This window comes from Halorubrum coriense DSM 10284, assembly GCF_000337035.1.
Lineage (GTDB): Archaea > Halobacteriota > Halobacteria > Halobacteriales > Haloferacaceae > Halorubrum > Halorubrum coriense.
In genome coordinates this window covers 15,659-40,747 of the sequence record NZ_AOJL01000057.1, presented here as the reverse complement: position 1 = coordinate 40,747, position 25,089 = coordinate 15,659, and the positions used below count along the sequence as shown (strand labels likewise).

The following is a 25,089-nucleotide window of genomic DNA, read 5'->3' as shown; positions in this document are numbered from 1 at the left end:
CCCCCGCCGCGTTCAGCTCGATGCGCTCGTTCCGAACCCCTTCCAGATCGATCCCCTCCGCGGAGAGGTTGTCGCCGTCGAGTGGCATGCCCTCTGCGCGGAACCGGACCGCCTCGCCGTCGTCGACCCCGCTCGCGACGAACTCGCGGCGGTTCGGGCTCGGCGATGAGACCGTGACGATGGGGCCACCGCCGTCAAGCTCTTGAGTCGAGGTGCCGGTCCCGGTCGTATCCCTGCCGGTCTCCTGGGGCTCCGCGAGGCTCGCGTTGATCGAGAGCTCGTCGGCGCCCAACTGCGTCCCAGCGGTCTTGCCGCGCGTGTCGAGCGCGAGTCCAACCGTGACGGTCTCGTTGGGCGCGAGCGTGACGTTGTTCGCCTCGCCCTCGATCGACCGGCCATCGGCGACGAAGGTGACGTTCTCGCTCGCGTCGTCGATCCACACGTACGCGTACTCGTCGGCCGTGTACGTGATCCTGAATACGTTGTCGATCGTCCCGGTCGTGTCGACGTTGACGCCCTCAAAGGAAGGGTCCCGGATGTTCGTATTCGACGCGGAGACATCGATCGCGATCTCGTCGTCGTCATTGAGATACGCGTACTTTCCGTTCGGTCCGTCGGCCGGGTGGACTGCGAGAGCGTCGTCCGCGAACGTGTCGGCGTCGTCGTTCACCACCGCCGCTCCCGTCGCAAAGGCGAGCGATCCTACGACGATAATTAACAAAATCGCAGCAGTATTAATATAAAGAATTTTCATATATTTTGAAGATTTGATGGCGCTACCTTATGACTATTATAATCAATATAAGTAATATTTGAAGATGTTATTAGTTGAGGTTCACACCTTCGGAAACATCACGTAAGCTAAGACTACTCCCAACTACATCAATTGCGATCTGGTTTGGAATTTCGTTATTAATGGCTAGCTCATCTTCGGGAATGGTAAATGAATTGTCTGTAATGTTGATATTGACCTGCTGAGCCGGATACTGATCTGGAGTCTGTCGATCGATCAGTAGGATTGAATCATCCTTGATCACGTTGAACGCATTATTATCGATATTCACCGTTCCTGTGAAGCTCCCGTAGATATTAACACCTGGGCCATTCAGCGCGTCAAACGTGTTGTTTTGGATAGTCAAGTCATTATCATCAGCGGCGACAATAATTCCCCACTGCTTATAAGTGTATTTTTCACCATCCTGTCCCTCAAGCGTGGTTCCACTGAATTCGGTAGTGTTCCTAAATGTGTTGTTCTTAATGGACCCACGAGAGTAATTAAGATTCATTGCCCAAGCACGGTTGTTCTCCCAAAGGTTGTCCTCGATTGTCAACACAGCTGGGCTGTCCGTACTATTACGGATTCGGATCCCATTAGAAGTACTATTTTCGGTGATGTAGTTGTTTCTAAAGGTTAGACTTCCGACTCCGCCTTTGTATCCACTAAGATCAATATGACCGTTGGCTGCGGTGCCGGAGTTTGTTAGGATACTGTTTTTCATCACTAGGTTTCCCCAGTGATCGCTATCTACGAAGTATCCATTGTTGGCTAACGTAAAGCCATCAACAGTGATGCTCGCACCGCCCCCAATATTGAGTGCTGCTGGTCCCTCACCCTCATAATCGAAGCTACCAGAACTGTCAAGAACCGTCTCGCCACTCAGGTCATCAGCGCTTCGGGTAGTGCCACTGCTCGGATCGAATGCTGGTACTCCACCTTGTGCGCCTACCAGTGTAATATCTTTCGAGATACTGAGGTCTTCCTCATAACGGCCCGGTTCAACATAAATCGTTGTTCCGTCAGAAGCGTCGATCGCTGCCTGAATCGAAGAGAAATCACCTTGGTCAGGATTCTGGCTGACGACCAACGTCTGGTCTCCGTCTGATCCAACGGACTCACTTGTCCCGGGCTTATCCACGTCGGCTTTGATCGTCATTGTCGGCGAGCCGTCCGCGGTAATGCTCTCTGTGTCGACGTGGACTCCAATATTAGCTTCTTCTCCAGGAGATAGCGCGAGAACACTGTTACTCCCATCGTTAAGCTTCGTATCTCGCGACCCGTTCGGGTAGAGATAGAGACTGGAGTCGTCAAACGTCGATCCAGAGAAGTTCACCCAAACGTAGACCGCTTGAGTGCCCTGATTCGTAATGGAGAAGACGTTATCGAAATTATACACCGAGTTGGTACCTACGCCGCCTCCGCTGTTGCCACTTCCAGAGAAGTTCAGTCCGATGGTACCGTTGCCAGCCTGCGAAGCAAACTTGCTGTTCGGTCCGCCGGACTGTTGTATCGCAAGGTAGCCAGTACTGTCGTCCGCGACCTCAACGGAGACATCACGAGTGGCTTCTGCGGTTGTGAACGCGCCAGAGCCTACTGCGGCCGCCCCGGCGGCGGTGAGCGATCCGAGTCCGAGAACGAATTTGCGTCGTTGCATTGTGTATTACCTCGTTGTTAGAGTGGGGGCTGTGAGTCGTCACTCGCGGCAACGAACGTGGCATTCCCACTGAAATTGTTTGGTGACTGACCACCCCGGGCAGTAGCATCAACGACTAAGTGTAGGTAGATGTCTTCCCCTGTGTCTAGTTTGTACGGGTGAACTCCGGAATCATTCCCACCATCATAAGCGAGTTGTGTGCTCGCGCCTGTTTTGCTTCCCATATTAGGGCTGTATGTGGGATAGCCGCTCGCTTCAATCGTGAGAAAGTCGCTTCCAGCGCCGAGATTCTCAATATTGACCCAGAAGTTTGCCGATTGATTCCCTTGGTTGGTAACGCGTAGTAAGTCATTGATCCGCGTCGTCGCGTCAGGGTTGAAACCATCCCCGTCAACAGAGCCTCCGCCGCTTGAGTCGCCGTCGCCACTGGAGAAGTCGAACGATACCTCTTGATTATTCACTACAACGTAGTCCGAATTTGGACTATTACTGACTGGTGCCAGCCCGAGGTACGCGCTAGCATCTCCAGCGACCTGTACGTTAACCGTGCGTTCCGCCGTCACACTGGTGAATGCGCCGGTTCCTACAGCGGCCGCACTCCCTGTAGCCAGCGCCCCTAGTCCAGCAATAAATTTTCGTCGGTTTGACATAGTTTTTTGTCCGCACGCGACCCGCGGGCCACCAATGCGGGACATCCCGCGTCACTCGGGGTCGCTCTATGACACCCATGGCGCCTGTCCCATATCGTTATGAATCTCCAGAAACATTTCCGGACAAGCGTGAAGTACCGGCCACACCGTTCCGACCCTACCTGAAACCCAGTTCGATTGCTTCAGGCCCGGCCTGAGATCCCTTTAGAGCCCGTTCAGGACCACCCTGAAGTAGCAATTATTGCTGAGAAAATACTGTCAAACCTGGTAGGATTTGATAAATAGCGTAGAAGCAGCTGTGAATGTAGCGCGCATAAATGCGGTTTTCTGGTGTTTGAACCGTCAAAACGGCTGTACACGCGCACAAATAAACAGCTGTTTGAACGGAGAAAAAGTTTAGCAGATTATCATAACCACGGGATTTATGTTGGCATGCTCATATGTGTCAGACAGAAATGGCGTCGGTACAGCAGTTCGACGAAGAGAAATCGGAACCAGCGGGGGAGGTGTCCGAAGACGAACTGTTCGACGTACTGGCGAACCAACGGCGGCGGTTCGCGGTCCATCTGCTGAAACGTGAGGATCAGGACACGCTCAGGATTGGCGATATGGCCGAGCAGATCGCGGCGTGGGAGAACGGAATCGAAACGACCGAGATCACGGGGCCGGAGCGGAAGCGCGTGTACACAGCGCTCCAGCAGTCTCATCTCCCGAAGATGGACGATGCGGGAGTCGTCGAGTTCAACAAGGACCGCGGCATCATCGAGCCAACGTCCGCACTCCAAGACGTCGACCTCTACATGGACATCGTCGAGGGACGAGAAATACCGTGGAGCACCTACTATCTCGGGCTCTCGGGCGTCGCTCTCGCGCTCGCCGGCGCAGTATGGCTCGACGCGTGGCCATTCGTTCTCCTCCCCAATATGGCGTGGATGACCGCTATCGTCGTCGCATTCACGTTCTCTGCGATAACACACAAGTACTACACCGCGAAAATGAAAGTTGGTGAACCTGACGAGCCGCCGGGACTCACATAAAAGAGCAGTATTCAACCAGCATCTACTGAGGTTCTGGCACCGCATAAGCTTAGAGTAGGGACGCATTGCGTCAACTAACCGAACCGACCGATCTCATCACGAATGAAACGACGAACCCTCATCTTGCTGCTCGGCGGCGCAAGCTCCGGTGCGATGAGCGTCGGCACCAGCGCGTTCAGCGGCGTCGAGGCCGAGCGCGACGTAGAAGTGAATGTCGTGAAAGATAAAAAGGCGTACTTGGGGTTAAGAAACCTAACAACAAACGAAGACAGAGTCGTAAAGAGTGCCACGGAGACAAATGTCGTACAAATTACAAATAAATTCACCAGCGATCTGAATCTGACAATAAGTCTTAACGGCCGAGGCGAAGCAGTTGATCAGGTAACAGTTGGTGATCAACTCGAAGTTGGTGAAAAGAAGCAGGTCGATCTTACCCCGGGTGAGCAAGCGTTCGTCGCAGTCAGGTGTGAGACAGATGAGACGGCGAGGACCTCACTGTCACTCGCTTTCACAGGTGACGCCGGTGGCACGACGGTGAATAAACAACGAGTGTTCAAATTCAGGTGTGAGAGTGCGTCTGAAAGCACTTCGAAAATTCAAGTTGAGTTCATGAAGAATGGAAATGTTATAATACACATAGACGACGATAAAAACATCAGCGCAAAAGCCTATATTCGTGGATCTGGCAAGAGCGGGCGTGGATCTGTTGGATCAATTAAATCGGGTCAACAGACTACTGGAGCAGAACTTGGTCCGAAGGATTTTGGATGGGAAAATAACGGGGACGAGATCATCGGGATCGGCATTGAGGGGATTGGAGTGTTCACTCGGGCACAGGCAGGTAGCGATGGCTTCGTCTCAGAGGAAGCCGTTTTGAACGCTGGTGAGGCCTTTAGTGACGAAACTGAGTAAGCAGTCCCGGCCCCATTGTAGGCTCGTGAGATCGTTTGTCCCGTAGACGAGAGATGCTCAGTTCAAGTGGAGACACATTGACAACCGAAGTTGCGTGGGCTGGTTGCTAGTGTCAACGACTCCCTTGCGACCAGATGTGTTGGCGACAGCGGGAGGAGTATATTCAGCTGGTGAGGAGTCGATCGAGCTCATACAGGAGTACTGGAAGGAAGACAATTGCTAGTGTCAATAATATAAACTCTGGGAGAAACTCACTAAATCGATCTGACTCAAGGACGATTGATGTCTCACCGCGGACCCACATCGTCCAAAAAATACCCCATAATGTGATTAACGAGACCAGAGAAACTACAAGAACGGCAAAAGCGACGAGTCTTGGAAGGGTTACAGGACGATTCATTGTGGTGCGCTAGAGTGACATGAGTACAGCTGGTCTGGGGTCAGTTCCTGTGAATGCGCGTCATAGAGACACTACCACTGTACCAGCTTGTACGATAAGGTTATATCCACGTTACTGACAGCGTGCGTCTGCGCGCCGACGTGCCCCGATTGATTTGTTCCGCTACGGCTACTAGATTACGGGAGTAACAGAGCAGAAGCCCCAGCTTCAGTCATGCGATGGAGCTGTCCTAATGAGAGGCAGACCACCGTTCAACAGTCGATCAAGAGTGGTGTCCCGGATCGGTGAAATCCTAGATAGGAGCATCTCAGTCGTTTGAGACGGGGTGAGCTTGTTTCGTGTCGCCATCCGCAGGTGTTGTCTCGGTATCAGTCTGAACCGAATCCACAAACCGTGTCGCGGTCTCTCGAGTGAGTTGGTCGCGAAGTCGTTGGATCAGTTGCGTTCGTGGCTGGTACTCCGTGTGTTTGACCGCATGAACAAGAGAAAGAGCACGGCGTAGTTGGGTTTCTTGCCACGACTGTTCGCGTGCTTCGTACGTGCGAACGGCCCGCGCAAATTCCACTTTACTGAACTCTGGCCAGTACGGCGTACAAAAGTAGACCGCAGCCTCGTTCCCGCTCGCATGCCACGGGAGAAAGTTCGAGGTCCGTTCATCGCCACCAGTCCGAATGACTAAGTCGACGTCTTGGACCGGCCTACGATATAGTGTCTCGCCAATCAGGTCTGCGGTGATGGCTTCTGGGTCCAAGTCGCCGTCAGCAACCTCCTGTGTGAGCTGCTGTGCTGTCCGCAGAAGCTCATTGCGGCCGCCATATGCCAAGGCGATGTTAAGCTTGAGTGTATCGTACTGATATGTACGCTGTTCAGCGTACGTAACTGCCTCACCCACGCGGTCGGGAAGTCGTTTGATTTCACCCAACCCGTGGATAGAGACCTCGTTGTCATGAACAAGATCCGCATCCGCAAACGAATACAGTCGGTCTTCAATAAGATCAAAGAGTTCAGTGAGCTCTTCTTCCGGCCGTGCAAAATTCTCTGTTGAGAAGGTGTACAGGGTGACTTCTGTAATATCGAACTCAGTACACCAACGGAGCATTTCTTCGGTTGTCTCTGCCCCATGAGCATGGCCGTCTGACGGATCGAGCCCCCGTTCGCGCGCGTACCGGCGGTTCCCATCTTGGATCACAGCGACGTGGTCTGGTGTCAAATGAAGAGACTGCTTGATCTCACCCACATACACGTCACGAAGCCACTGTTTCACCCGCTCAAGCATTACTTATGAGTGTGTATCAACACTTGTGTCAATTAAGCTATTCGCTTGTCAACTATGTCTTGGACGAACCTCAGTGGTAGTGGTTTGTACTGCTTGAATCATAACAACGATACTCAAAGAACTGAAATTTGTGAAAGCACGTTCGCAGTGATTGCGGTCAACACGACGATGTACCCCTAAGGGAACGATGCGACCAACAGCCAAGACGCTAGCCCGGTCACCTGCGATCATGGAAGCGATCATAGATACACAGATGTTTCAACTGAAATATACTACTGCCTTATTACATTTTAATGAGGCTGTTGTGAGAGGAAATCAACTGTGCTGCTAGGCAGCAAACAGGTGCCGTAGTGGCCGGCGAGAAGAGACGTCAGAAGTGCTGCTCGACGAACTGATCTTCCCAGTTGCGGCGGTGATTGAGCACCTCAATGCCCTGTGCTGAGAGTGTATACCAGTTGGTTCGTTTGTCTTTTTCACCCTTGTTTATCAGGCCTTCGTCAACAAGGTCATCAAGATTCGGATAGAGGCGTCCGTGATTGACTTCATCTTCGTAGTAGTTCTCAAGCATATTCTTTATTTTGAGTCCATGCGGCTTCTCATGGCCCGCAATAACGAACAACATATCTCGTTGAAACGCGGTGAGATCGTCCATTCATCTCGCCGTTGCTGTTCAAAGCAAATTAATATTTATAACTCCTGTCAGACTGTGGCCTACTGTGTGGTCGGACAAGTGGTGCTTTGAGGTGTCTTGTGTCCCTCTTGCTATCAAAAGCAAACGATCAGGGGTATCCGAATTGACATTCCGCCGTGCCTGACGGTGTGAACTCTTGGCGGGGGAGTTCACTCAATCAGGCCACGAGCGGACGTCACTCGGGTCACACGCCAGACACCCAAAAGCCCACCAATCAGCGCGAACCCGACAGCAACACCTCCACCGGCAAGGTAGGCAACACGTGGCACCTGAACGAGTCCCTTAAATCCGGTCACGGAAAACGCAATCTGATCGATCCCAGCCGCAAGTAGGGGAGTCAGTAGTGCGCCGAGGAGATACCCGCCTAGGGCGATACTGACCGTCTGGACGATCGCAATGGTCGCGATTCCACGCTGGGTTGCTCCTGTCGCGCGGAGCATGGAAAACGGTGCGCGCTGAATATACACCAATGATAACAGAAGGTTCAACGCGAGTACGCCGCCGGCAACGACCCCGAGAATAACAAGGCTCGTGCCGGCGGCGAGTATGACCGCCTGTTGTTGGAGTATCTCAACAAACTGCTCCTGATTTGTGCGGAATGTATACTCTGGGTACGCTTCGGCGAGGTCTGCTTTCACGGCCTCACGATCGGCGCCGTCAGCTGTTCTGATGGTGATCAGTGTTGCGCTGTCATCATACGCATTGCCAGTGAGTGTCTGTAGCTCACTTAGCGGGAGAGTGACCGTAGGTGTCCCCAAGAAATTTGAGAAGGTAGAAGAGATCCCGACAATTTCAAACTCATTGGCGCGTGCGCTCGCAATGGTCCCGCCCACACGAATAGTATCGCCAACCGACAGGTTCTGCTGGTCGGCAAGATCAGGCGAAATGATCGCTTGATGAGTGAAATTTCCGCTGTAGGTGCCGTTAGCGTAGTGTGTAGTAGGGCTGTTAAACCCCCTGCCGGTTGTGATGCGAAAGCTCCCTACTCCCGTTGTTCCGCTGCCGACAATCGTTTCAAATTCGTCATCATCAGTACTGACGTACACGACTTGAAATGCCAGTGGGACGGCAGTACGGACATCCTCGCGCTGCTCAATCTCTGTCGCGGTGGTGTGTGCGTTTGGAACTGGATTTTGGAAGCCACCGACTGAGCCGGGTGCCAACTCAATTGGGCCACCGGTGATCCATAGATCGCGATCTGCTTCGTTAATTAATTCGTTCCCTGTTTCTGTCACGCCAGTTCCAACTCCCGCAAGCAACGTGACAGATAAGACGGCAAGCGCAATGCCGACTACAGCGAGGACGGTTCGAGTTTTATCCCACCGCAGCTGCCGAAGCGCAATCCATACGTGCCCATGGAGCTGTCTGAGTCGCGTTTTCATTAGCGAGTGAGCGTGGCCAGTACATCTGTCTGTGTAGCCAAATAAAGCGGGTATGGGGTCGCCAATACGCCCACTGTAACGGCTGTAGCCAGCGCGTACAAGATGATGCCGGGTGTTAGCGTCGCCAGCGTCGCGACACCGACAAACTCTGCGATGGCAACGTTGAGGCCAACAACTCCTACACTCCCGAGGCTAACGCCAAGCACCCCGCCAAGTACAGCAACAGTAATCGTCTCGGCCATCACAACAATCACCCGAGCCCGCACAGAAAACCCGACCGCACCGAGAATCGCTAACTCTTGCCGGCCTGCGGTCAGTTCTAGCCCCATCATCGTGGCGACAAATGCGACTCCAATCCCACCAGCAACAAGCGTCGCTGCCAGCGCCATTGCGATCGGTAAACTAGTTGTTGAGGTCTCTACGCCCGTGAGTCCTGCGCGTGAGACTACGCTGGTTCTCGGATAGATATTGCTGAGGAGTGATTTGACGCTGGGAGCTGACGTGCTCACCAGAATCTGGTTAGCCGCATCACTGCTGGTCTGTCCAGTGAGGGTTTGAAGCTCTGCAAGCGGCATCACAACTGCTGGAACCTCACCTACGCTGGCCTCAATGTTGGTGTCAGTCACGTGAGCGACAGTGCTACTACGGGCGTTCCCACCGAATGCTAGCTCGTTTCCCGGCGTAACGTTGAGGTCAGCGGCGACAGCCGGTGAAACAACTAGTTGTCCGCTCCACGGTCCAGCGTACGATCCGTTATCATAGTGTGTATATGAGCCTGTAAGGGGTGTCGTATTGAGTCCAGCAACATGCCGCCCTGTTTCGGGAATGACGCCTAACGCGAGGACATACATCCGCTCATCGGTTGGTGGGTGACGAAGCTGAACTGGGGTAATCGCAACAGGAGTGGCATATTCAACCCGTGGATCGGTGCGTAGCTGTGCCGTAATCCGATGTACCTCACTCAGTTGGGCCCCTTCTGCGTTGAGTGGAACGCTCCCCGCACCCGACTCATCGGGAACGATCCAGTAGTCGATATCCTCACTCTGGACGGTTGCCCCGCCGGCGAGCCCCGCTGACAAACTTGTCACAACGACCAACAGTGCGACCGCAAGGGCGACACCGGTGATTGAGACAATCGTGCGGCCTCGTCCACCGGTGTAGAGGCGACCGATAACACGCCGGACACCGAGGCCACCAATCCCCGCCAGCTGGCGTAGCCGGCTACTCACGACTTTCGCCGTCCATCCCGCAGCTTGATCACTCGGTCTGTCCGAGAAAGAGTGTACTCGTCGTGTGACGCAATCACGACAGCACGGTCCGCAGCGATATCAGTCAACAAATCAAGCACCTGTTCGCCAGTCTCGTGATCAAGCTCGCCCGTTGGTTCATCGGCGATCACAACCGCTGGATCCGCAGCAAGTGCCCGTGCAATCGCTACCCGTTGCTGTTCGCCGCCACTCAAGGACCCGGGCCGGTGGTCGTGACGGGCCCCGAGTCCAACCGCGTCAAGTAACTTCGTAGCGCGGCTGCGACGTTCACTACGGCTCATGCCCGCTTGGACAAGTGGAACTGCTACGTTTTCGACCGCTGTAAGCGCGGGTAACAGATGGAACCGTTGGAACACCATCCCAATATGTGACCGGCGAAATGCCGTTTGCTCTCGTGATGAAAGTTCGTCGAGTGCGGTCCCATAGATCTGAATCTCGCCAGCCGTTGGCGTATCGAGGCCTGCGAGCAAGTGAAGCAGTGTCGATTTTCCGCTGCCGCTTGGTCCGGCAACGCCAACAACCGATCCCTGTGCGATTTCACATGAGACGGAATCAAGCGCCGTCACAGTAGTGCCGCTTGTTCCAAGTCGGTCTGTGGAACCGGCATACTGACGAGTCACGTCTGAGCAGACGACCGGGGTTGAGCTGTGCTGAGTTGCCATTTGGAGGGCCGTTCAGAGGGTAGTGTGTTAGCGACTACTCCTGAACGTTGAGATAGTAGATGAAGCCACCAGCGATCAGGAGGGCAAGGAGGACGATGACGAGGGCAAGTCCGAGATTTCCACCATCATCGCCATCACCACCATCACCACCATCACCGCCGTCGCTGCCGTCGCTGCCGTCGCTGCCGTCGCTGCCGTCGCCGTCGTCGCTGCCGTCGCCGTCGTCACCGCCGTCGCTGCTGTCGCCGTCGTCGACCTGCGCGACGGTGATCGTCGCAGACGCGGTGTCCGTCTCGCCGGCGTCGTTCTCGACGGTCAGCTCAACGCTGACGTCACCGGCTTCGTCGAGGGTTGCTGTGGCGGTCTCGCCGCTGAGACTCTCGCCGTCGACAGACCAGTTGTACGAGACGATTTCGCCGAACTCGTTCTCGGAGCCGGAAGCATCAAGAGTGACTTCGTCGCCGGCTTCAACCTCACTCGGCGCGTCGATCGCGGCGGTCGGTTCTCCGGTCGCGCTCACGGCGAAGTACGAGAAACCGGGCGTCTGGAACTCAACGACGACTCGTTGGTCGCTCTCATTGGCGACCTCAGTGTCGAGGGCCTGCCACTCTCCGTCCGCGAAGCGGAAGGCGGTGAGGTCCTCAGCGTCAGCACTGATGTTACTGAGACGCTCTCGCGTGACGCGCTTGCGGATTGTCGCCTCGGAGTCTCTGAGCATATCGCCCACGGTGATCTGGGCGACAGACGCTGAGGAACCTGGAGCAGGTCCAGTCTCGGCTGGTTCTTGACTTAGCGTTCGAGCGTTAACGCCGCCGGAAGCACGGAAGTCGAAGCTGACCGACTCGACAGCGTTCTCCTCGCTGAACGTGGCCGTCGCAGTGTCCGTCTCGTCGTCGGCGACGAGATCTGCCGTCTCTTCTGCTTCGATGTTTACGTCAGCCGGCGGTTCGGGCGGCTGGACGTCAGCCGAGTCGTCATCGCCACCGTCGTCACTGTCGTCGTCGCCACCGTCGTCACTGTCGTCGTCGCCACCATCGTCACTGTCGTCGTCGCCACCGTCATCACTGTCGTCGTCGCCACCGTCATCACTGTCGTCACCTCCACCTGTACTGTCGTTAATTTGGATACCAGTACGGCTCGTACTGATGGTCCCGTCTTCTTGATCAGCCGCGATGTGGAGAACCGCGTACTCACCAGTCTGCCACCCCTCCAGTGTTTCAACTTTGATTGTTTCTTCACCAGAGGCGTCACCAATAGCGGTCAACGAGGCGTTTAGTGTCGTAGTTCCGATGGTATTGAACGTGGCTGCGTCCCCGGCTTGGTCGCGGATGTCAAATCCATCAACCAACGCATTGCGAATGTCAAAGAAACTGTCTGCTTGGTCTTTTGTACTCACCGTGCCCGAGAACTCTTCAGAAGCGATATTAGTCCCAGAGATCTGAACATTCGGTTGTACGTTGGCGACTCCCTGAATCTCTGCGATTGATGATCCGACAGTCACGTCTTCAGCACGCACATCACGGGAGAATCCACCACTGACTAAAATTTCAGTTTTGCTGTCACTGAATGTACTGTTATCGAAAACGGCGACAGCATGTGAGATATTCTCATTAGAGCTAAGCCCAGCTGTTGCGGTCAACGAGACATTCTCACCAGGTTCAATCTGTGTGCTGTCCAAGTTGATCGTGGAGGGACCCTCTTGAGCCGTGACAGCATCAACTCCGAGTGCTGTTGTATTGTTGAACCGAGGTCGTTCATCGCCTTCCTCATACACTTCGTCACCGATATGTCCGATTAGGATGTAAGTACCCGACTCATCAAGATTGACAGTGGCTTCTTGCGTACCATCAGGACGGATATCTCCAGCGGTAACTGTTTTAAAGCTCGTGAGTTTTAGGAACTCATCTGATGTGAGTGCATCCTTAAATCGCTCAGTGGTTAGCGTTTGATTTTCTGCGAACGATTTGGCGAACGTCTCGAATCGGTCAGTCTCGTTAAAGAAGTCACGAACAGTCCCAAACCGAACTTCATTTTGATCTTGGACAGTTGACTCGAACTCGCCGTATCCACTAACATCTCTGAACGCACGCTCAACTTCCTCAACACTCACATTCTGTGAATTAAGGAATACTTCTGTCGTGTCTTGATTCGCGTCAATACGCGTGACAAGTACCCTAAATTCATTCTCGGGGAGGTCTGATGTGCCGTCAAGATTGAACCTGACATCATCACCTTCCTCGAAAATGACTTCTTTTGAGGTCCCTATATTGACCCCCTCAAGGGTAACTTCTGGGCTATTGATTGCGGTTGCTGGGTTATCGGGTCCGGTTTGTCGATCAACAGTTACAGGGCGAAGAGGCGCCCGTTCCCAAACGGCTAGGTCATCCGTAATATTGATTGTTCCAATGTTTGATTCAACTGGTTGGCCTGTGGGTTCGATCGCGCTCGTTGATGAGTGGGACTCATCCACTGAAGCTAGTGCTCCTCCAACAAACGGCCCCATCATCGATCCGATCATGACGAGGCTGAATAGAATAGCGAGTGTAACCTGTCTCGCTGAGCGTGTCATAGATACTAATTTTTGGCATCCGCTTTATATCTTTCTTACAAGAGGACTGCGAGCAGAGGTGTCAAGAATACAGTGATAGAACCAAAAAAGTGATACCGCGTTGGAAGCCAACATCTCCTATGAACCGCCGATCAGCCCTCTTTGTCGTTCTACTCTGTCTTGGAGTAACCATTGGAAGTGTGGGTGTTGGGGGTCAATCAACTAGTGATTTTACACTAGACTCGGATTCTACAGTCTCAATTCCGTCTCAGACCGTGTCTGATGGTTTCATTGATGGTGAGTTAGAGGTCGATAAAACAGCAGTAATCACTCCAGATGAGCCACTTACTGGAACAGCGACAGTTCCGGATCAAGAGAACAAATCATATGAAATACAGTTCCGCGACTCAGATGAGTCGTTAATTTCCTCGAAGAGTACGACTGGAGCAGAAACACCGTATGAATTTGCAAACAGTGTAGAATCACCTGGTAGCTATGGCGTTAACATCCTAGACACCGATGAAGGGCTAATTAAGTCGGTGTTACCAGTTGTGATTGCCTCACATGAGGTAGATTCTCTGGATATTAATGGGTCAGCGCCAGAAAATACAGCTATACATCCATCTGAGAGCGTGCCTGTTGAGGTTTCACTCTCAACAATAGAGCCAACATCAATAGAATCCGTAACCCTGACCGTTTGGAATAGTGATAAGCGTCAAAACATCACATTGACTGAGACAGCGGACAACAAGTATGAAGGAAACATATCATCGCTTAATCAGGGAGAGTACCAGACACAGGTCAGGATTCGTGGGGGTGAAGACATCAATGGACGTCCTTCTCTAATCGGATTGAGCGAGGCTTATTCAATAACCGTTGAACAGACTGATGATAATTCAGGTGGAGAGAGTGGAGGAGATGGCGGCTCTGAAAACGGAACCGATGGTGGCGACGGAAGTGACGGAACCGATGGCGGCGACGGAAGTGACGGAACCGATGGCGGCGACGGAAGTGACGGAAGCAGTAATAGTGGAGACACAAGTGGTGACCAGTCCAATGAAACCGACACCGCCGATGAAGACAACAGCGATGCTTCCGGAGACAGCATAAATCCGGATTCAGATACAGACGACAGCTCAACGGATGGAGAGACGGACTCTTCATCTGACACCGACGGTTCCACTAGCGGAGGAAACGATGATTCGACAGATGGGAATGGAACTGCTGATGAAGCAGGCGAGCCAAATGGGACAATTGAGCCCAACGAGGATCCTGCCTCACCCGACAGTTCAGAGGACAGCGTACCGCTCTATGCGGTACAAGCAATCCTAATTACGTTAGTAGTTGGTGCCGGGCTTCGCCGAGCTGCCGGGAGTATGTGATCCACGCCTGTTTTGCGTAAACTGATGTGTTCTACAAGACTTAATGGGACGGTACTAGAACAAATAGAGAAGTCACTAATACGAAACAGATGATTAAATATCTGCTAACATAGAGCGAATGAGCGTGTTTAAATAATCTAATATTCAAACGGAAGAAACAATCGTGTCAACGATATACTACCAATGACTTTGGAAAAACGGCGGCGATTTGTGTATACACTCGTGGCGTGGATGATGAGCGTGATTCTTTTGCTCAGCGTACTCGACGCATTAGAGTTAGAGTTGTTCTTTGTAGTGTCTCTCATTGGTTTACTCGTGGTTGTTGAACTCACTGCGCCGTTTAATGTCACACCGCGCTGGCGGCGGCGGCTGCTCCCAATCATTCTTGTGGGACTTGCTGGGTTCAGCTACATCGTCATCCGGCGTATTATCGAAATTCTACCAGAGGGGACCTTCTAAATGCGAACGCCACCAGTCCCCCGGCTTGTGTTGTATGTTCTTATCTGCTTTCTCATTGGCACAGTGATTTTTGCTGCCAGTACCTCAACAGCCTCGTTTGGAGCATACAACTCCCAGTGGGACGGGACGAGTGAGCTCCGCGAACTCGTCGATGAGCGTTCAGATAGCCGAATCGTCTTTGACACAACCCCATACGAGACAGCAAATGCCACAAATACCGTTTCGGTTATCCTTGTACCCACAGAGCCATATTCAGCTAACGAATCACAACGGCTCCGCAACTTTGTCGAACGGGGTGGGACCGTTGTTATCGCCGATGACTTTGGGCCACATAGCAATCCACTCCTGACGGCAATTGGAGCAGACGCCCGATTCAGCCGGCTCCAGCTCCGTGATGAACAGGAGTATTACCGCGGGCCGTCGCTCCCACTGGCGCCAAATGTAACGACAACGCCGTACACCCAAAGTGTCTCACAACTCACGCTGAATGGTGCCACCGCGGTTGAACCAGGAAATGCCACTCCGATTGTGACGAGCTCCGAGCTCGCCTATCTCGATCGGAACGCGACGGGGAACCTCTCAGCCGGTGATGAACTCGGCGCGTATCCTGTTGTCACTGTTGAGTCCATCGAAGATGGCCAAGTCATCACACTCAGCGACCCCAGTATCTTTATCAATTCGATGCTGGCTCAACCGGATAACCGTCTCTTTGCCACACAGCTCGTCACAACCCACGACCGAGCCCTGCTTGACTACTCACACGCGGGCACACAGCCGCCGTTAGCACAAGCGCTAGTGCTACTGCGAGCATCACCACTCCTCCAGGTTGGTGGTGGACTTGCCACACTTGGTGTGTGGCTGCTAGTGTGGCGTCGCATCCGTGTGGGTACCATGAGTGACGCCCTCGAAACACTGCTCCCAGTACGAGCATTGTCGCTACTGCCTCAGTGGCTCTGGGACCGATCCGAGAGCACACAGTCGCATTATCTAGATGCTGAGACGCTACGGACGGCAGTTCACGAAGAGTACCCCGAACTTGGTGAAACACAAGTTCAACAGGTGATAACAGCTGTTTTATCTGAGCGGCCACGAGACGAACAAGATGAGTAGTCCCGAGGCGCTGTACGAGACACTTCGTGAGGCAGTTGGCGATGTTATCGTTGGCAACGACGAGGTTCTTGAAGGATTAACAATCGCTCTGCTCACTGATGGGCATCTTCTGCTCGAAGGGGTCCCGGGCGTCGCAAAGACAACAATTGCTAACGCGTTCGCACGGGCGTCCGGGCTCTCATATAGTCGGATTCAGATGACGCCTGATATGGTGCCCGCCGACGTTGTCGGGACAAACGTCTATCAGCAGGCGACCGGCGAGTTCGAACTCAAAAAGGGACCTGTCTTCGCCAATCTCGTTGTGGCCGACGAAATCAATCGGGCCACGCCGAAGACACAGAGTGCGCTGCTTGAGGCGATGGAGGAATCGACGGTTACCATCGACGGTGACACGCTTGGGTTGCCGGTGCCGTTCATGGTCATTGCGACACAGAACCCAATTGAAATGGAGGGAGTGTTTGAACTGCCAGAAGCGCAACGCGACCGCTTCCAGCTGAAATACACTGTGGATATCCCTGACCGGACCGGTGAACGCGAAGTGCTTGACCGGTTCGATACAGCACCTGAGCTCGGTCCGTCAGCGGTCGAGCAGGTCATCGATATAGATACCCTCCAGCGTGCAAGTGAGGCCGTCACAGAGGTGTACGTTGCTGATCCAGTCAAAGAGTACATTCTGGATCTCGTGGCAGCCACACGGGCGTCGCCGATGTTACAACACGGTGGGTCCCCACGGGCCACACTAGCCTTCTTGAGTGCTGGCAAGGCCCGCGCTGCGATTCAGGGACGTGAGTACGTCATTCCGGACGATATCAAGGCACTCGCAGCACCTGTCCTCAACCATCGGGTGATCCGGACGACTGACGCCGAACTTGCTGACGAGTCTGTCCCGGTGATCATCAATGGGATTCTTGATGATGTGACACCGCCAAGTGCTGATACAACCTTTGCCGAGCCAGACGAGCAGGCAGTGCCCAGCGAGTAGCCAGCAGTCGGAGTGCTCAGAGGGTGGCGGACCAACTAGTCTTAATCTGGTACTTACGGAAATTCGAGGAGAAAGCCCCGTGCTTCAGCGCGGGGAGGATGTCAATCCTCACGTCCGTAACGACACGTCACCGTAAGCGGTGCCTCTTCTGTGACTGTAACCGCAACCGGTTCTGTGAGTGTCTCTACGAGGGTCACAGCGAGAAATGAGGCGATGGGGTGATCGATGGCGGTTGGGTCACCTAATCCGGCACCGCTGATCTCAAACGTGATGCGTTGAGTGTCGGTATCGACTGCCGACTCAACACCATCAGCAAGTTCAAAGACATTGACCAGCGCATCAGCGATGACCGGCGCCACCGACTGTGGCGCCGTCCCGGGCGACTGATCCAGTGTGTCTGAGAATTCCTCAAACAGTGGGACCCCGGTCGGATGAAACGCAACCCCACCGGTTGTGGGATCCTCGGGGACGACAAACAGATCGAGATCAGATATCGGCTCAGGAAGTGGTGCGTTCGCTTCGCGCGGGACAAACAGCCGGACCGTATCTCCCGGGACGTACACTGGCTCGCCTCGCAGTCCTAACTCGTCGATCGTTGCCTCACGATCGGCACGAACCGCCTCAAAGATTCGCCCACCAATCTGCGCCGAGATAAATCGCTCTGGGGTGATGAAGTAGGTGAGCACACCCGCAAAAATGCCAGTGCCACCAAGCGCAAAGAGGATGGTACGCGCGTCAGGGAACACAAGACCGCCAGCGATGCCGAACAGCCCCACGACAAGCAGGCTCACCGCGGTCCGACGGTACGTGGTTTGACGGGCCCGAGCGTACTCCTCGCGAAGTTGCCGGTTTTCAGCTTCGAGCACTGCGACACGCGTCTGAAGTGCCGGCGTGTCACTCTCGGACACAGCCTCGGCCGTGGACGCAGACTCGTCGGTTGCGGGTCCGCCTGCGGGTTCGGTTCCACCGGAGTGGGCCATTACGATATTCTCCGATTCATGCCAGCCTCACTTACCCCTTTGTGTTCAGGTTGCTATCGTCATCGGGCGCACCGACTGTGACGAGATCAAGACGGACAAGCGTGACGCGGTACGTGACGTACACGCTACCCCCGACAGCGAGACACACCAGTCCGCCTGTCACGAGGAGTCCTTGGTCAGTTGTCCCCACCACGAGAGCGATAAGGACGACCCAAGCGATGATACTCAACCCGAGTGTGGTTGTATCACGAGGAGAACGGGTCGGCTCTGTCAATACAGCTAGGAGGCCAAGCTGGACGACGCCTGTGAGCGGTGAAATTCCACTCACGACGGGGATACACGCGATCTGCCCGATGACAAACCCCAGCGGTGCCGAATGAACTACTGCCGCAGCCCCAAGGACGACTAGTGACGCGATCGGCACCGATGGCGACATCAGTACTAGCGTAACTGCGACAACCCCCAGCCCAAGCGCGCTTCCCCAGTCGCGGGCGTTCAAATCAAAGACGGGATCGTCCGAAGTGGGTAGCTCTGGCGTGGACTGTGGCATCACTGTGTCACCCCTGTTGCTTGGCGATGAGCCAGCACCCGTTGGATGCGTGATTCAGGCGCCACCTCAAACGCGCTGACTCGGGGGTGCCGCTCAAGCTCGCGTCGGAACTCCTCAAACGCACGATAGTGGTCATACAGCTCATCAAGCTTTGAGAGGGCTGGCGGCTCAAACAGACAGTGTGGCATCAGGAACACCAAAATCTGGCTGTCGCCTTGGACAGCCGTCTTGACCGCTTCACGGAGTTTGGCCCGGTCTCTGTCGCTGGTCACGAGTACAATGATTCCATCACTGCCACGGGTCGACTGGGCTTGGCGAACGGTACTGACAAGCGGGTCAGTCTGAAAACGCTGGACGTACTGCGTTTGATCCTCAACGTACGCGCTGAGCGCGGTGCCAAAGGGGCTTGTATCGCCACGAAGGCGGTCGGCAAGCTGGCGTGCCTGCGGTGCCGACCGACTTCCTTGTGTACTGGCCTCAGCCGTTGGCTGAAGATCATACAGTGCTGATTTAATGTTGGTGTATGTTTGGGGTGTCGTCCCGGCGGTGATTTGGGTAGTAATTCCCTCAGAACCGACGGCAGAGAACGCGAGTGGATCACCGTTGTCTGCGGCCGTCTGAGCGATTCCACCAGCCACCTCACGCGCGTATTCAAGCATTGTACCGCCATCAACCCCAGCGGTCATGCGATGACGGTGGTCGACAATGAGGAGTGTCTGCCGATCTGTTTCGCCCTCTGTTTCGCGCACGTACGTTTCTCCAAGCCGAGCCGTCGCGTTCCAGTCGATCTGTTGGACATCGTCGCCCGGCACGTACTCTCGTAACTCCCGCGTTGTCACCCCAGGGCCAGGGCGATCTGACCGGTGCTGGCCATATGCATTTTGGACACCGGTCCCACCTTGGCCGACATGTAGCTCTGGTGTCTGTGGTTGGACTGTGAGTGTCGGAGTCTCTGTGTCCGGGAGCGTTACGTTATACAGCTGGTACCGATCACCAATCATGATTGCTGCGGGCGGAAAGTCGAACTGCCCAACAACTGACGGGGAGATGGTCCACGTCGTTGTTTGTGATGTCTCTCCTGACCCGAGTACGACAGCTGGGTTGCCAGTTACAGCCGAGATGCCAGGTGGCATCTCAACGGTGATGACAACCGGCACCTGTGCCGCAGCCGAGGGGCGAGAGACCCGAAGTGTGAGCTCGGCTGCTGTGTCGATTAATATTGTTGTGGTGTCAAGTGTATACGAAACGGATAGCTGGCGCTGCTGTGTAGTAAATGATTGACTGGCAGCGATTGCCCCCCCAACCAACCACGCTCCAAGGCCCGCCGCAGCAAGGAGAAACACAAGTTGGTCTGCGATGAACCCGAGGCCGACTAGCAGCAGGCCGGCGCTCGCAAGCGTCCACCACTGCTCCGTGACCTCCATTACTTCTGTCTCAGCGCGGGGTAAATTGAAACTTGGCTTCTCCACCTATTCCGGATTCGCTCGTGGGAGACTCCGTGTGCTAGATCGCGGCTCTCCGTGACTCTAAAATCCAGTCTCGTTGTCGGCTGCCTGTTGAGCGGCTGTCGTCGCGCTTTTTATTATCGTCCCCATCAGACACCAACTGTGTCGGCTCGTACGCGTCGTCTCGCACTTGTCGTAGCCGCAATCATCCTTGTGAGTGGCGTTACAATGGGTGTAAGTGCGACAACACCCGCTCCAGAGCCACTCAATTCGACGGCCACAAATACGACGCCATCACATCAGAACCCAACAGAAGTCACAGAAAGCGGCGACAGCCGGCAGGTTGGTATCTACCTTGCCCGGCAGCTTGGGTCTCGACTTAACGCCAGTGCGCTTGCCACCAGCAACGAAGACTATGAGCAGGGCCGTGCGCTCATCGGCGACGAGTATGATGTCCTCTTAGAACAGTATGCCGCTGTCGCGGACGAGACTGAATTAGCAGAGGCCGCAGAACAGTTTAATCTTACACGCGAACAGCAACTGGAGATCATTGCGTCAGCTGAGCAACTCAACCAGACGGCCGCCGCTTATCAGGCGGCCGTTGAAAACGGGAATGAGGAGCAAGCGCGGGCACTCGCCAGAAACATTGTCCAGAACGCGAGCGAGTTGAATCAGAGCACGACAACGCTCACCCAGCAGTACAACGCACTCGAAACACAAACCAATCTAGATTTTGCCGCCGCACAAGACGCGCTCAACACGAGTCAACAACGTCTCGCGCGAGCAGCGGGTGCCGTCGCGAGCCGTGAGTTCACCAACACAAACCTGACCGTTCGACCAGCACGATCAAACCTGTCAGCCACAGAGCAAACAACAGTAAGTGGCCAGCTAACGGCTGCTAACGGAACAGCGATCACAAACGCCACGATCCGCGTTGGGGTTGGGGCAGATACAATCACAACCCAAACTGACGCAAATGGCATGTATACGGCCGCGTATCAGCCGCTTGTCGTGGCGCCAAATGCGTCAACGCTCACGGCAACATACACGCCAGCTCCGGCTTCCCCATATCTATCGAGTACGGCGATAGCAAACGTCGCTATCCGTGGGCAGCCAGCCACCTCGATTACGGTGACGAACGCAACCACAAGAGCTGGCTTTACAGATCCAGTCCACGTCGCTGGGTACGTCACCACCACCGCGGGGGAGGCTCGGTTGCCTGCCGGCGTGCCGGTCACGCTACAGATTGCTGGAGCGCAACTGGCACGGACAGAGACAACAGCCAATGGGAGTTTTACGCTTCACACACCGCTTCCCGAACAGGTTTCTGCCGGCGAGCGGGAGCTCCGCGTTGGGCTTGCGGCTGACCAGTTCATTCTTGAATCGTCCACCACAACGATTCCATTCTCCGTTACGTCAACGCCGACTGTGCTGACAGTTGAGCTGGACCAAACCGAGGCCGACGACCAGAACGTTTCGATTGCTGGCACACTCACAACCGAGGGCGGCGAGCCGCTTGCTGACCGGTCAGTACAACTTCAATTCGCGGATACACCGGTTGCGACCGTCGAGACAGACGCGACGGGCGCATACCGGACGACTCTCGATCGTGCTACCATCCCTGAGGAGGCTCGAACACTCACCGTTCAGTTTGCGCCTACTGGGAGTAGCCTCGAAGCAAGTACCGCAGAACAGACCCTCCCTGTCTCGTCGATGAGTCCGTTTGGTCGCTCAACACTCGTCGGTGGGGCAGTTACGCTGTTGGTTATCAGCGGGCTCACGCTGGTCTGGTGGCGAAACGGAACGGTCTGGGGACAACTCTGGAGTCGGGTGACAGGCGGAAACAGTTCGGCACAGCCCGCAGCCACACCGAGAGAAGGCTCCTCGACAGGGGCCCCCGCAGCCGCTGTGGCTAGCGCGTCGGACAGTACATCGAGTGATTTTATCGAGCGTGCCCGGACTACGCTTGACGCGGGGAATCCGGATGCTGCGGTCCGGTTTGCGTACGCTGCGTTCAGGGCTCGAGCCACACCACCCGACGCAGATCTCCCGGAGACACACTGGGAGGTATACGATCGATGGGAAGCACTGGATCGTTCTGATTCCTCACAGGTGTATCAACTGACGACAGCCTACGAGCAAGCGATGTTCGCGCCCGAGTCGGTATCTACAGAAACCGCCCGCACGGTCGTCGAGATGTTACCATCTCTTGCTGGCGATTCCGATACGTAGTTCGGCTGAGGGTGGAACGTGTGCCTAACTCACAGAGCAGCCAGGCAGATCTGACACCTAGCAGGTGATGTACACTAGGATGTCTGGAAACCGACGTAAAGTGTGCTACAGCGCCAGTTGAACCGTGAGCTGGAGGAGTTGCGGGAGGAGCACGCTGATCGCAATTTGGCTCCACATTGTGAACGTTGCTGGGTACACCCGCGTGTTTCGGACTTGCTTGAGGCGTCGCCGCGCGTCGTCTAATTTGTCTGGGTTGACGACGTTCGAGTTGTTAATGTCGTACGGATTCTCAATTGCTTGATGGATCTCAGTTTCAATTTCACGAATACGCCGCTCTTTTTTGTCAGACATCAGCTGGTGAATAGTGTACATTGAATACCCAATCGAAAGCAGGCCAACAAGCCACGCTGTTGAAAAGAAGGCCAACTCAAACAGGCCAGGCACGTATCCGTCCACCGAAAGCAGTACTGGCCCGTAAACGAGCAAGAAAAAGAGGAGCAGCCCAGCGGTATAGATATAGTACGACCGCTTCAGCAACTGACCAACCGCGGCAAACCCACCCATATTGCGCGGATCATAAAAGAACAGATTGAAATCGGTCGTTTTGATCCGCCGTGGTAATAGAAAGTGGATGCCGTAATAGGTGAACGCGAACTCAACGATGACCGGGAGGAACACGAACTCCCAAGTGAAGAGAAAATTGATCGCTGTTACTCGGTTTGGGACGCCGACGTTAAAAACCGTATTTGCGTACAACACGACAACAGCGCAGATATAGACAATAACCTTTGTTCGCCAACTGAATATCCGCCGAAACTGGTCGATTTCGGTCCGATCAATGCGATCCTGTGCCCGGAGCGCAGCAAGTGCGTTCTCGTAGCCACGAGACATGTACTGAACTCCAACCACTCCTAAGAATACTGCCACATACCCGGCGGCGGTGTTTGGAGTTTCAAGCAGGATATGCGTTCCACCGGTAAGGTGTACGTAGACTTGGAGAACGGCCAGATCCAAGACACTGAACGCCCCAACGAAGAGATACGGTGGGTAAATATCCCGTCCAGGGAGAGTTGTTGAGAGACGAGAGAAGCCACACAGTGTGGCAATATATTCAATGAGATTTTTCTCATCTTCTGCGTCAAAGTTTCTTGACATGGTGGGGTCGTGAAGTACGTACGGTTTATTTCTATCGCCAACTTCTCTCTGCCCGTGAGGACGCGGTATTTCTGCTCTAAGCAGCGGAAACCTCGTATTGAGAGAACCCGGAGAGACAGTGAACGCGCCGAGGTCAAACTCGGTGACTCGTCAAACAGTTTGGACCTGACCGCTGTGACACTGACGTACAACAAAAGCAGAGTGAAGTACCTCGGGGACAAGTCCCGAGGCTTCACCGTTTAGGGTTCAGCACTACACCCGCAGGCGAATTTAATTCCCCTCGACCTCCCTCTTTCGAGGTCGGCTGGAAGTAACACCCGAAAGCCCGATTGCGTCCGTGAGGGTCGGCGGCTCCACCCCGCCCGATAGTACCTGTCTCACTGCGTCGGAGACGCGAGTTTTGAGAGGTACCACATTTCCATAACTGTCTCAGTCAGCATTAGATTAAGATCTTTAATCTGTATTTGAGGGTTCTGTGACTGTATCAATTATTCCAAGGCCGGTGTGTGTAAAACTATTGGTCGGCTTCACCCTCGGGGTCAAGCCCCGAGGCACTCGTCTTGAACCGCCTGTAGACCCGCTCAATGATCCGGGAGGAACTTTGGGTCAGTACAACAACGTCGCAGACAACAACAGATTATCCTCAGCCTCCACGCAACCGCCGTCTGACACCACAACAGTGTTTTTGTGAATACATCAGCCGGGGTGGCCCACATTCGCAACCGCCGTGAACGGCGATCGCATCAGCCAGTAGTACCCACCGAAGACTACACCATACAGGACCCATCCAGTAAGTGACCCAGCGTACAGTGATGGGACTGTTTGCCGAGTAACAACTGGAACTGCGACCACAACAATGCCAGCCCACACGGCGGTACCACTTGTAGCACCGACCGCCGCGGCCGGCCGCCATGTCCGCCAGCATGAAGAGGGGATAGTGAGCTCAATCCCACCCGCGAGTAAGGGACCAGCACCAATGCCGATAGCGCCAACAACTGCCCAACCAGCGAACTGGGTTGGCACTCCGATCAAGCTGCCCACCGTAAAGAACCCTTGTTGGATCCGGAGGACAATCATCAACGCGGCGGTTGCCAATACAGCACAGCAGAGTGCCGCGGGACAAACCACGCAGAGGCGTTCAATGGGATGTTTTGCGACACCATCAATCTGAGCGAGATACGTCGCTATCCATACGCCAGCCACAGCTACCAGAAGAGCGACAAACGCCAGGCCAATAACGATCCACACGTGAATACGTGCGAGCATCTGATCAACGGTATAGTAGAGTCCAAACAGCTCCATCCATCGGGAGTCGTGTACGGTTGGTGTACTGCCAACTGCGCGTGAACCAAGCGCGTACAGCTCTGGCAGGCTTCCCCAGATACCACCGATTGGGATGAGCCAAAGGATGGTGCGTGGACCGAGTTCATACCGGAACATCACTGGCCAGACAAAAACGAGAAGCAGCGCTGCTCCACAGAGGGCGTGGGCGAATACAGGGACCATGCCACGTTGGTTCACGTCGACTCACATAAC

The 25,089-nt window shown here is 54.5% G+C and carries 21 protein-coding genes; 7 read left to right on the top strand and 14 right to left on the bottom strand.

What is annotated here, in order from left to right:
- The 3 genes from C464_RS12920 to C464_RS19290 all read right to left on the bottom strand — a co-directional run.
- The coding region (locus tag C464_RS12920) for a DUF1102 domain-containing protein (RefSeq protein ID WP_394296107.1) at positions 1–670 on the bottom strand (670 nt) is incomplete at its 3' end.
- Between the two features lie 154 nt (positions 671–824).
- Entirely contained in the window at positions 825–2,432 is a 1,608-nt protein-coding gene (locus tag C464_RS17650; RefSeq protein WP_080510457.1) for a right-handed parallel beta-helix repeat-containing protein, read from the bottom strand.
- 17 nt (positions 2,433–2,449) lie between these two features.
- Complete coding sequence (locus C464_RS19290; protein WP_006114192.1) at positions 2,450–3,082, bottom strand: hypothetical protein; 633 nt, start codon at positions 3,080–3,082, stop codon at positions 2,450–2,452.
- A gap of 455 nt (positions 3,083–3,537) precedes the next feature.
- On the opposite strand from C464_RS19290, the gene C464_RS12915 reads away from it, so the two are divergent.
- Both C464_RS12915 and C464_RS18605 read left to right on the top strand, forming a co-directional pair.
- Positions 3,538–4,119 carry a DUF7344 domain-containing protein gene (locus tag C464_RS12915; protein ID WP_006114191.1) on the top strand — a complete coding sequence of 194 codons (582 nt, stop codon included), beginning with the start codon at positions 3,538–3,540 and terminating at the stop codon, positions 4,117–4,119.
- Positions 4,120–4,221: 102 nt separating this feature from the next.
- Positions 4,222–5,031, top strand: a complete 810-nt coding sequence (locus tag C464_RS18605) for a hypothetical protein (protein WP_152420955.1) — start codon at positions 4,222–4,224, stop codon at positions 5,029–5,031.
- A gap of 707 nt (positions 5,032–5,738) precedes the next feature.
- Here C464_RS18605 and uppS read toward each other — a convergent pair.
- From uppS to C464_RS18600, 6 genes are all read right to left on the bottom strand, one after another.
- Positions 5,739–6,707 (bottom strand): polyprenyl diphosphate synthase, encoded by a 969-nt coding sequence (gene uppS, locus C464_RS12910; RefSeq protein ID WP_049911168.1) that lies wholly within the window; start codon positions 6,705–6,707, stop codon positions 5,739–5,741.
- Positions 6,708–7,077: 370 nt separating this feature from the next.
- A complete protein-coding gene (locus tag C464_RS12905; protein WP_006114188.1) occupies positions 7,078–7,359 on the bottom strand; it encodes a PadR family transcriptional regulator in 282 nt (93 codons plus the stop codon).
- Between the two features lie 188 nt (positions 7,360–7,547).
- On the bottom strand, positions 7,548–8,780 hold the full coding sequence (locus tag C464_RS12900; RefSeq protein ID WP_049911166.1) for an ABC transporter permease: 1,233 nt from the start codon (positions 8,778–8,780) through the stop codon (positions 7,548–7,550).
- Complete coding sequence (locus C464_RS12895) at positions 8,780–10,009, bottom strand: ABC transporter permease (protein ID WP_239640235.1); 1,230 nt, start codon at positions 10,007–10,009, stop codon at positions 8,780–8,782. The genes C464_RS12900 and C464_RS12895 overlap by 1 nt, the downstream gene beginning before the upstream one ends.
- Entirely contained in the window at positions 10,006–10,710 is a 705-nt protein-coding gene (locus tag C464_RS17645) for an ABC transporter ATP-binding protein (protein WP_006114185.1), read from the bottom strand. The genes C464_RS12895 and C464_RS17645 overlap by 4 nt, the downstream gene beginning before the upstream one ends.
- A 34-nt stretch (positions 10,711–10,744) precedes the next feature.
- Entirely contained in the window at positions 10,745–13,279 is a 2,535-nt protein-coding gene (locus tag C464_RS18600; RefSeq protein WP_239640234.1) for a PGF-pre-PGF domain-containing protein, read from the bottom strand.
- Positions 13,280–13,398: 119 nt separating this feature from the next.
- On the opposite strand from C464_RS18600, the gene C464_RS18595 reads away from it, so the two are divergent.
- From C464_RS18595 to C464_RS12875, 4 genes are all read left to right on the top strand, one after another.
- The gene (locus C464_RS18595; RefSeq protein ID WP_152420954.1) at positions 13,399–14,640 is read left to right on the top strand and encodes a hypothetical protein; all 1,242 of its coding nucleotides are present in this window, start codon (positions 13,399–13,401) and stop codon (positions 14,638–14,640) included.
- 183 nt (positions 14,641–14,823) lie between these two features.
- Positions 14,824–15,099: a hypothetical protein gene (locus C464_RS12880; RefSeq protein WP_006114182.1), complete on the top strand. Its 276-nt coding sequence runs from the start codon at positions 14,824–14,826 to the stop codon at positions 15,097–15,099.
- Complete coding sequence (locus C464_RS17640) at positions 15,100–16,209, top strand: DUF4350 domain-containing protein (RefSeq protein WP_080510456.1); 1,110 nt, start codon at positions 15,100–15,102, stop codon at positions 16,207–16,209.
- Complete coding sequence (locus C464_RS12875; RefSeq protein WP_006114180.1) at positions 16,202–17,191, top strand: AAA family ATPase; 990 nt, start codon at positions 16,202–16,204, stop codon at positions 17,189–17,191. Before C464_RS17640 ends, C464_RS12875 begins: the two co-directional genes overlap by 8 nt.
- Positions 17,192–17,292: 101 nt before the next feature.
- Here C464_RS12875 and C464_RS12870 read toward each other — a convergent pair whose 3' ends face one another.
- From C464_RS12870 to C464_RS17635, 3 genes are read right to left on the bottom strand one after another with little or no spacing between them, the layout of a single operon-like run.
- Positions 17,293–18,171, bottom strand: a complete 879-nt coding sequence (locus tag C464_RS12870; RefSeq protein ID WP_080510455.1) for a hypothetical protein — start codon at positions 18,169–18,171, stop codon at positions 17,293–17,295.
- Between the two features lie 31 nt (positions 18,172–18,202).
- Positions 18,203–18,721 carry a hypothetical protein gene (locus C464_RS12865; RefSeq protein WP_049911164.1) on the bottom strand — a complete coding sequence of 173 codons (519 nt, stop codon included), beginning with the start codon at positions 18,719–18,721 and terminating at the stop codon, positions 18,203–18,205.
- Positions 18,721–20,145, bottom strand: a complete 1,425-nt coding sequence (locus tag C464_RS17635) for a DUF58 domain-containing protein (RefSeq protein WP_080510454.1) — start codon at positions 20,143–20,145, stop codon at positions 18,721–18,723. Before C464_RS17635 ends, C464_RS12865 begins: the two co-directional genes overlap by 1 nt.
- 249 nt (positions 20,146–20,394) lie before the next feature.
- Here C464_RS17635 and C464_RS18590 point away from each other — a divergent pair, with 249 nt between their 5' ends.
- Positions 20,395–22,398, top strand: a complete 2,004-nt coding sequence (locus C464_RS18590) for a hypothetical protein (RefSeq protein WP_006114177.1) — start codon at positions 20,395–20,397, stop codon at positions 22,396–22,398.
- Between the two features lie 105 nt (positions 22,399–22,503).
- On the opposite strand, the gene C464_RS12855 is transcribed toward C464_RS18590, so the two are convergent.
- Positions 22,504–23,553: a hypothetical protein gene (locus tag C464_RS12855; RefSeq protein WP_152420953.1), complete on the bottom strand. Its 1,050-nt coding sequence runs from the start codon at positions 23,551–23,553 to the stop codon at positions 22,504–22,506.
- A 696-nt stretch (positions 23,554–24,249) separates the two neighbouring features.
- On the bottom strand, positions 24,250–25,059 hold the full coding sequence (locus tag C464_RS18585) for a hypothetical protein (protein WP_152420952.1): 810 nt from the start codon (positions 25,057–25,059) through the stop codon (positions 24,250–24,252).
- Positions 25,060–25,089: the final 30 nt, after the last annotated feature.